General features: G+C 44.6%; 2 protein-coding genes. One reads left to right on the top strand and one right to left on the bottom strand.

The features are described 5' to 3' along the window. On the top strand, positions 1–1,438 hold a 1,438-nt coding region (locus tag PX484_RS03290; RefSeq protein WP_288102841.1), incomplete at its 5' end, for a DEAD/DEAH box helicase. Here the strand turns inward: PX484_RS03290 and PX484_RS03285 are convergent. Next, on the bottom strand, positions 1,435–2,382 hold the full coding sequence (locus PX484_RS03285) for a DUF6515 family protein (RefSeq protein ID WP_287768074.1): 948 nt from the start codon (positions 2,380–2,382) through the stop codon (positions 1,435–1,437). The two genes, PX484_RS03290 and PX484_RS03285, sit on opposite strands and share 4 nt — an antisense overlap. Positions 2,383–2,657: the final 275 nt, after the last annotated feature.

Here is a 2,657-nt window from a genome sequence, read left to right as displayed (position 1 = left end):
TCAAATCAAGGGAGTTAGTTGGTTAGCTTTCCTAGAAAAGTGGGGTTTAGGTGCTTGTTTAGCCGATGATATGGGTTTAGGAAAAACCCCGCAATTAATCGCTTTTTTACTAGCATTAAAAGAACAGGATATGTTAGTTAACCCCGTGTTAGTGGTTGCTCCCACTTCTGTGGTCAATAACTGGGAACATGAATTAAGAAAATTCGCTCCCACCCTGGGGGTTTTTGTGCATCATGGCGAAAAAAGATTAAAAGGCCAAGCTTTTGCTCAAGAGGTAAAAAATAAATCGGTTGTTATTACCAGTTATCCTTTAATCTATCGCGATCTGTCCAGTTTAGAAGCAGTACAATGGCAAGGTTTAGTTTTAGATGAGGCTCAAAATATTAAAAACTCTACGGCTAAACAATCCCAAGCAGTGCGAAAAATACCCGCAGGATTTCGGATTGCCTTAACGGGAACTCCCGTAGAAAATCGCCTGACAGAATTGTGGTCAATTTTGGATTTTCTCAATCCCAATTTTTTAGGAACTCAAACATTTTTTCAGCGTCGTTTTGCCCTTCCCATTGAAAAATACGGCGATCAAGAATCCCTGCATAATTTACGTTCCCTTGTCCGTCCTTTTATTTTACGGAGATTAAAAACCGATAAAAATATTATTGAAGATTTACCAGAAAAACAGGAAATGAATATTTTTTGTGGTTTATCGAAAGAACAGGGACAACTTTATCAACAATTAGTCGAGACAACGCTCCAGAAAATTGAAGAAACTCAAGGAATTCAGAAACATGGATTAATTTTAACCTTGCTAATGCAACTAAAACAAATTTGTAATCATCCCGCCCATTTTTTGAAAGAAAATAGTTTAGAAACCAGTCAAAGATCGGGAAAATTATTACGTTTAGAAGCCATGGTAGAGGAAGTGATAGCAGAAGGCGATCGAGCTTTAATTTTTACACAATTTGCCGAGTGGGGAAAACTCCTACAAACCCATCTCCAGAAAAAATTAGCCGAGGAAATATTATTTCTGTCCGGTTCTACCAAAGCAAAAGATCGGGTAGAAATGATCGAGCGCTTTCAAAATGATCCCCAAGGACCAAAGATTTTTATTCTCTCCCTGAAAGCAGGGGGAACAGGATTAAATTTAACCCGCGCTAATCACGTTTTTCATATCGATCGTTGGTGGAATCCGGCCGTAGAAAACCAGGCCACCGATCGCGCTTTCCGCATCGGACAAAAACGCAATGTTCAGGTACATAAATTCATCTGTACGGGAACCCTAGAGGAACGCATTAATGAGATGATCGAAAGCAAGAAACAATTAGCGGAACAAACCGTAGATGCCGGGGAAAATTGGTTAACAGAATTAGATACCGATCGCCTGCGAGATTTATTATTATTAGATCGATCGGCAATTATTGATGAAGAAGAAACCGATTAGAAGCGAACCACCTGATAAACCGTGGAACCATTCTCAAACAGGGGCTGATAGTAGATACCGCTACAATTGTAATAAAGTGTATTGTCAGCCGTAATTGTGGTGCAGCCGTCTGGGATATAGGTGACAATTGCGCCGATGGGAGGGGCCACCACCGTGTAGGAACTACCGCTAGGCTGAAGATAGATGCCGTCCGAGTAAATGTAGGAAGTAGAACCCACATAGACGGTATTGTAGTAGGGGGGGAGAGTGGCGATCGCTGAACCGATGACTAAGCCGGTGGTCAAACCCACCCAACCCCAACCCGGGGGGACGTAATAACCGCCACCGTACCAACCGCCACCACGCCAGTAACCATTGCGATTATCGTCAATAAAGTTTTGACGGTTCTGTTGGCGATCGCTAACCTGCTGCTGCCGTTCACCCTGTCTTTCGCTGCGTTCCCCTTGACGGATATCGGTTCTTTCGCTGCGTTCCCCCTGCCGTTCACCCTGTCTTTCCGTGCGTTCCCCTTGACGGGTTTGTTGACTGGTTTGCTGTTCCCCCTGTCTTTCCGTGCGTTCCCCTTGACGGTTTTGTTGACTGGTTTGCCGTTCCCCCTGTCTTTCCGTGCGTTCCCCTTGACGGTTTTGTTGACTGGTTTGCCGTTCCCCCTGTCTTGCGCTGCGTTCCCCTTGACGGTTTTGTTGACTGGTTTGCCGTTCTCCCTGTCTTCCAGAAAAATCTCTAGAGGGTTGGGAACGATTACTAAAATTCCCTCGGTTTTGCAGATCACTACTGCGGTTAACCCGTGGGGAAGCTCCACCACCGCCACGACTACCACCACCACCGCCACGACTACCGCCACCACCGCCACCGCGAGCGTCCACATAATCCGTGATCAGTAAACTTGTACCCAAAAGGAGGGCGGCAAGAACACATAAGTTTTGACGTAAAGATCTTTTCATAGCTCGGACTCCTTGATTTTTTTATTCGCCTTGGCTGCTTATCTTCCCAGATTATTTTCTGCAAGCGTTGGACGGTTTCTGGTGCAAAAAAACGCTCTCCTGTTTCTAGACACACTCTGGCGGGAACATCTTCGATAAGTAGGTAGGCGTTAAAAATTATCAGACACCACCCTGATCAAGGGGGGACTAAGGGTAGGGTTGATTCATGAATCAACCCTACTATGAATCAACTCTAGGACTAAGGGGGGATCGAACCTAAAATCCATTTTTAATTT

This window comes from Microcystis sp. M49636_WE2 (genome assembly GCF_030065375.1).
Classification (GTDB): domain Bacteria; phylum Cyanobacteriota; class Cyanobacteriia; order Cyanobacteriales; family Microcystaceae; genus Microcystis; species Microcystis aeruginosa_C.
The sequence above is the reverse complement of the archived record's forward strand: the minus strand, read 5'-3'. Positions and strand labels throughout refer to the sequence as shown.